At 75.5% G+C, this 6605-nt stretch carries 4 protein-coding genes; 1 reads left to right on the forward strand and 3 read right to left on the reverse strand.

Annotated features, from left to right (window positions below; genetic code table 11):
• The coding region (locus RI554_09410) for a hypothetical protein (protein MDR9392231.1) at positions 1-1971 on the forward strand (1971 nt) is incomplete at its 5' end.
• Here RI554_09410 and RI554_09415 read toward each other — a convergent pair.
• The 3 genes from RI554_09415 to RI554_09425 form a co-directional block, all read right to left on the reverse strand.
• Positions 1949-2290, reverse strand: a complete 342-nt coding sequence (locus tag RI554_09415; protein MDR9392232.1) for a hypothetical protein — start codon at positions 2288-2290, stop codon at positions 1949-1951. The genes RI554_09410 and RI554_09415 overlap by 23 nt on opposite strands.
• On the reverse strand, positions 2287-5409 hold the full coding sequence (locus RI554_09420) for an Ig-like domain-containing protein (GenBank protein MDR9392233.1): 3123 nt from the start codon (positions 5407-5409) through the stop codon (positions 2287-2289). The genes RI554_09415 and RI554_09420 overlap by 4 nt, the downstream gene beginning before the upstream one ends.
• Before the next feature lie 279 nt (positions 5410-5688).
• The coding region (locus RI554_09425) for a hypothetical protein (protein ID MDR9392234.1) at positions 5689-6605 on the reverse strand (917 nt) is incomplete at its 5' end.

Consider the following 6605-nt stretch of genomic DNA (forward strand, 5'->3'; position numbering starts at 1 on the left):
GACGCCCTCGCCGAGGCCGGCACCGCCCTCGCCGACCCCGACGTCCGCCTGGTCGGGGTCCGCGGCGCGCCGGGGGCCGGCGCCTCGCGGTTGGTGCGCGACGCCCTGGCGGCGACCGCGCCGGCGGGCGTGGGGGGCCGCCCCCCCGACGTCGTGTCGCTCGCGGGGGTCGCGGACGCGGACGCGGCGTGGGCGCGCGTCGCGGACGCCTTGGTACCCGACGCCCCCTCCCGGGACGCCTCGGACGTACTCGAGGCGCTCGCCCGGGCCGCCGACGCGCCGGCGCTCTGGTGGTTCGACGACGTGCACGGGGCGCTCGCGCCCGCCCTCGCCCCCGGCCTGGCGACGTTGCTCGCGCGGGCGCCCCGGCTCCGCGTCGTCGTCGCGGGGCACGACGTCGTCGGGTGGGCGGGCGAACGCACGGTGCACGTCCCCCCGCTGTCGCCGGAGGAGGGCGCCGCGCTGCTGCGCACCTTCCTTCCGGGGGCCGTGTCCCCCGCCGACGCCGACCTGGCGGCGCTGGCGGCGTGGACCGAGGGGCACGCCCTCGCGCTGGTCCTCACCGGCGCGCGGCTCCGCGCGGCGGGCGGCCGCGGGTTCGACCCCGGCGGGGCGCCCCCGACCGCCGTGCTGCGCGACGGCCCGTACGGCCTCGCCGACCGGCACCGGTCGCTCGCGAGCACCGTCGCAACCGGCCTGCAGGGCCTTCGGGAGAGCCAACGGGCGCTCCTGGAGGCGGTCGCCTGGACCCGCGCCCCCGCCTCCCGCGAGGCGGTCGCGGCGCTCCTCGACCGCGACGCGACCCTCACGGGACGGCGGCTGGAGGACGCCGTGCGGCGCGGCACCGTTCGGGTCGTGCCCGGACCGCGGGGCGAGCCGCGCTACGCACCGGAGCCCGCGTACGCGTGGGCGGCGTCCACGTCTCGACGGACCCCGCCGGAGGCGCCGACCGCGCTCGCCGCCCGGCACGCGCGTTGGTTCCTGGGCCGCGCCCGCGACGCGGCCGACCGGGCGCAGGCGCCCTACCGCGCGCGCCTCCTCGCCGACGTCGGGTGGGCGATGGACGACGTCGACGCCGCCCTCGACGGCCTCGCGGACCGCGACGCCCTCGAGGCGCTGCGCAACGCGGTCGCGCTCGCGCCCCTCCACCGCCGCTTCGGGCGTGCGGCGTCGGCGCTGGAGCGCCTGGGGCGGCTCGAGGCGACCGCCGGCGGTCGCCTCGACGCCGCCGCCCGCGCCGACGCGGCGCACGCGCGGGGGACGCTGGCGTTCCTCGCGAGCCGGCCGGCGGAGGCGCGGACCGCGCTGGAGGCGGCGCGCACCGCGCGCGAGGCTCTGGGCGACGCGCACGCCCTCGCGGAGACCCGCATGGCGCTCGCGATCCTCGATGCGCAGCGCGGCGCCTTCGACGAGGCCGTACGGGGGTTGGAGGCGACCGCAGCGCTCGTGAAGGACGAGGCGACGACCTGGGCGGGGGCGGCGCGGGCCATGAACCTCGCGAACGTGCACGCCGCCGCCGGCGACGACGCGGCGTCGGTCGGGGCGTTCGCCGACGCGACGCGTCGCTTCCACGCCCTCGGGGACCTCGAGGGCGCCACCGGGGCAGCACTCGGGTGGCTCGGGGCCGCCGCGACGCTCGGGGACCCGAATGCGGTCCGCCAGGCCTACCAGCGGCTGCTGCCGATCGTGACGGCGATGGACGAGGGGGCGGACGTCCGCCTGGCCAACGCCTTCCACGGCGCGATCCTGCGGTTGCGCGACGCGGGCATGGAGGCGTACGCGCGGGACCTCCGGGCGCTCGCCGCGCACGCCGCGACCGCGTTCGGGTGGGCGAACGACCCGCACGCCGGGCCGGCGGTCGCGGCGCTGGCGGCCGCATTGCCGGACGGTTCGGCGCCGGACGGTTCGGCGCCGGACGGTCCGGCGCCGGGGGGCCCGGCGCCGGGGGTCACGGACGGCTCGGAACCGTGAACGCCACCTCCTGCGCGCGACACGTGCGCGCGTCGGGTTCGGAGACGGGCGTCGTCGCGACGCACACGTCGACCGGGAACGACGACGCCGTCCCGGGGGCGGGGTCCTCGGGCGCGGGGTCCTCGGGCGCGTCCGGGTCGGTCTCGTCCGGCACCGGTTCGTCGGGGGCGGGCGCCTCGGTCGGGGGCGGCGCGTCGCCACCGGCGGCGGGCCCGTCGGGCCCGCAGGCGGCGAGGACGGCCAGCAGGGCCAGGACGGCGAGCAGCCGCAGGGCGGCCCGGGCCGCGAGGCGGAAGCGGATCGTGCGCAGCATCGTCATTCGTCGTCTCCTTCGGGGGCGGGCACGCGGTAGGTGACGCTCAGGGTCTTGGGCGTCCCCGCCGGCCACGGCGACCCGGTCCACCGCCAGCCTCCCGCCTCGCGGGTGACGAAGCCGTCCTCCGGCTCCATCGCCTCGACGCTCGCGTCGTCGCCCGGCGTCAGGACGAACCAGACGTTCTCGAGCGCCGCGTCCTCGGCGTGCTGCAGGACGACTTCGGTCGTGACGAGGAGCGTGTCGTCGTCCCACGTCGCCTCGGTCGGGGAGGTCGCGGGCGGCTCGAACGTGACGGCGGGCGGCGTCGGGGCGGCCGGCGTGACGGTGGCCGGGCCCTGGAGGGCGACCGCTGCACCGTCCGCCAGGGCCCGTAGCTCGATGGCGTGCGCCTGGTCGTTCGTGAGGTCGGGAACGAGGAACGGTCCCGCCACGCCGTCCTCCTCGACGTCGGTCCAGGCGCCCCCGTCGACGCGGAATTGAACGGCGTCCACCGTGACGCCCTCGTCGAACGTCGCGGGGTAGGCCCAGGCGACGCCGTCGCCCGGGACGACGGTGAGGGCCCGCCGGCCGAGGAACGGGATGCGCACCTCGTCGCTGCAGACGCCCGGGCACGCCGCCGTCACGCGGGCCGTGCCGGCGACGTCCGAGCGGACCTCCACGTTCACGGTGCCCTCGGCGTCGGTCAGGAGCGGCGCCTCGGTCCCCGACGGTTCGCCCCCCACCCACAACGTCCCGAGGCTCGTCGTGAGGGTCACGGTCCGGCCCGCCACCGGGTCGCCGTCCGCGTCGAGCAGCGTGACGAGGACCGGGGCGGCGTCCTCCCCGTCCGCCTCCTGCGGTCCACCGTCGTAGGTGACGTCGAGCGTGACGTCGCGGACGCTCATGGCGGACGCGGTGCCGGACAGCCCGTCGACGGAGCCGCCGGTGCCCGACACCGTGACGACGACGTCGCCGCCCGCCTCCCCGCTCAGCCCGGTGAAGTACAGGTCGTCCGCCGTCGCGACGGCGCTCCCCGAGGCGATCACGAGGGTGGCGGGGGCGTTGGGCGCACCGACGCGGCGCAGGACCCCCGCCTCCTCGCCGCCGCTGGCGCGCAACACCAGCGTCGACGCCTCCAAGACGGGCGCGAGGGCCCCGTCCCCGTCCACGGCGGACACCGTCACGGCGAACGGCATCCCCCGCAACACCGACGCCGGGACCGCCACCTCCAGCGCCGACGCCAGGTCGGCCGGGGGGCACGCGTCGGGCGCGTGGAGCGACAGGTGCGGCCCGTCGTTCCCACAGAACGTCCAGACCGCCTCGGTGCCGGGCGTCGCGCCGTTCGTGAGGCTCCACGCCGCGAACGTCGCGTAGTCCTGGAGCGCCTCCGTCGTCAGGAGCGAACCGAGCTCTCCGTCGGGGTTTTCCGCGCCTGCGTCGGTGAAGTACGCGCCGGACACGAGCAGGCCGCCGGTGCCGTCGTGCTGCATGATCCCCGCCTGGGCGGTCGTCGTATCGACCTGCGCGCGGGACACGGCACGCTGAATCTGGACGTCCTCGTACAGGGCGGCGTACCCGACGATGCCGGCGCCAGCGTCGCCGGTGATCGTGGCGGCTCCGACGTGCACGTCGGTGATGGAGGCGCTCCCCAGCCGCACGTACCCGAGGATGCCCCCCACGTTCTCGGTTCCGCCCCCCGCCAGGTCGCCCTCGACCGTCACCTGGCGCGCCACCAGACGCGAGATGGGGTTCACGTTACTCAGGTACCCCACGGCCCCCCCGACGAACGCGCCGGAGGCGCCCGTCACGTCCGCCGCGATGCGGCTGCGTTCGATGGTGACCTGCGTCGACGAGCCCTCCCCCAGGACGCCGCCGACGCCGTCGCCCGTCGTTCCTCCCGGCTGCGTCCCGAAGACCGCCCCGTCGAGGACGGCGTCCGCGACGTCGAGGCGCGCCCCGACGAGCGTGCCCGCCACGAGGCCGGCGGCGCCGTTCCCGCGGGCCTCCGCGGTGGGGGTGCTGACGAAGCCGGCGACGTCGACGTGCGCGTCGGTGACGCGCCCCACGATCCCACCGACCTCCTCGGACCCCCGGACGCTCCCGAGCAGACGCGACCCGCGCACGACCAGGCGGTCGTGATCCACGCCGTCGCCGTAGACGCGCCCGACGAGGCCCCCGACCTGATCGGCTTCCGTGACGGTGGCGTGCACGTCGACGCCGGAGAGCACCACGTCGACGTCGGGGCTCCCCTCCACGTCGACGTGCCCGAGCGCCCCGCCGCGGTAGGGCCGGTCCGCGAAGGCGGAGCCCGACCCGACCGTGCCCCGGACCGTCGCACCGTTCACGTCGACGGGGCCTTCGACGAGGCCCGCGAGACCGCCGACGCCCTGGTTCGCCCCGGTGACCGTCGCCTCGACGCTCGCGCCCGTGATCTCGACCGGCGTGCCCCCTCCGCGCGCGATCCACCCGATCAGGCCGCCGCCCCCGGTCGTGCCCTCGGCCTGCACGGTCCCCTCGTACGTCACGTCCTCGAAGGTGAGGGGCGTCGTCGCGTCGCTCGTGAACGCCTTCCCGACCACGCCGCCGGCGACGTCGCCCTTCACGGCGCCCCCGAGCACGCGGACGTTGCGGAACGTCGACTCCGCCGCGGACCCTGCAACCGTCCCGACGTGCGTCGTGTACGCCGCGCCGGTCCGTGCGTCCACCCCGCTGAACGTCACGTCCTGGAACGTCGCACCCCGCACCATCGAGAACACGCCCTCGCACCCGCCGCCGCTCGGCACCACGTACGCGTTCTCGATGACGTGGTTGCGGCCGTCGAACGTCCCGCCGAACTTCACGTGATCCTCGAGCGGGTTGCACTGCAGGTCGTGCCCCCCGACCGCCTCCAGGTTTCGAAATCCGAGATCCACGTCGGCCGTCAGTGCGTAGTGCGCGGACCAGCAGGCCGGTTCGACGTTGGCGTCGAGGGCGTTCAGCTCGTCGGTCATCGTCACCAGGTCGTCCGCCGTTTGGATCACGAACGGATCGCCCGACGTGCCCGACCCCTCGAGCGAGATCGCCGTACAGGTTTGGGCGTGCGCGAGGGACGCCACGCCGAAGACCCACGCGACCACCAGGATGTACCACCATCGAATCAACATGCAACGGATGTAACAAAGGCATCATTAAAGCACCATTAGCTAGGCCGCTGCCACGCCAAATCCTCCACGCCCACCCCCACCACGACGTCACCGGACCGCGAGACCCGCGCCCCTCACGAGCCCCCCCACGCCACGAGCAACGTGCGCCGATCGGTGTGCGTCGCTCGACGTGCACCGTTCGTCGTCCGCCGCCCCCGGGGGTGGGGGCGGCGGATGGGGTGGGAAGCGTCGTTGGGGGTGGAGGGTGGGCGTCGCGCGTGACGCGAGGTGGGTAGGGGGTCAGTACGTGCGTTCGAGGCCCAACCGGACGCCGAGGTCGTGGACGGTGCGGCGTTCGTACGTGACGCCCGCATCGAGGGTCGTGCGGGGCGTGAGGGGCGTCTCGAGGGTCGTCTGGAGGCCGTACCCGCACGCCAACGCATCCTCCGCACGTAGGGGGACGCTGCACGTGAGGGTGGGGGTGAGGGAGAGATCGACGTTGCGTTCCTCCAACCAGGCTTGGGGGAGGAGGGGGACGACGTCGAGTTCGACGCGAGGATCGAACGACGCCTCGAGAACCTCCACCGCGGTCGTGGAGAGGTTCGCGCGTTCGGTCGTTCCGAACGCCGCCAGCGTAAGGGGCGTGGTGCCTCCCGCTGCGCGGGCGTACGCGACCCCCAAGCGGGGCGTGAACGTGAGGGGTCCGTACGTCGTGCGGCCCGACACACCCACGCCGGCGTGCAGGTGGGGGCGTGTGGGGTGGGTGGTGATGCGGACGTCGTCGTTCGCGACGTCCAGACGCGTGCGAACCACCCCGATCGCGCCGTACGCATCCAACGTCAGGTCCTGCAGGAGGGGCGTGACGACGACCGAGCCGACCGAGAGGCTCGTGACGGTCCGTTCCCCCACCAGGGTGCCCTCCTCCACGCTGCCCGTCGTGCGGTCGAACGTCACGACGCTCCCCACCACCGCCCCGCCCGGCAGGGCGTTCGTGAAGGGGTTCGTGAGGGCGGTGGGGAGAGCCGTGACGTGCTGGTGGGCGTGCAGGCGTGCACTCCACGTACTTTGCGTCGCTTGGTCCTCACGCCACGTCGCGGTGTAGGTCGACGTCAGGTTGGCACGCACGCCGTGCAGGTCGAACGACGCGTTCACGAACGCGTCCGCGTTCCCTTCACCCCCCGCGCTCTCGAGGGTCGCGTCGTACGTCACGTCCTCCA

It is taken from the genome of Trueperaceae bacterium (assembly GCA_031581195.1).
Lineage (GTDB): Bacteria > Deinococcota > Deinococci > Deinococcales > Trueperaceae > SLSQ01.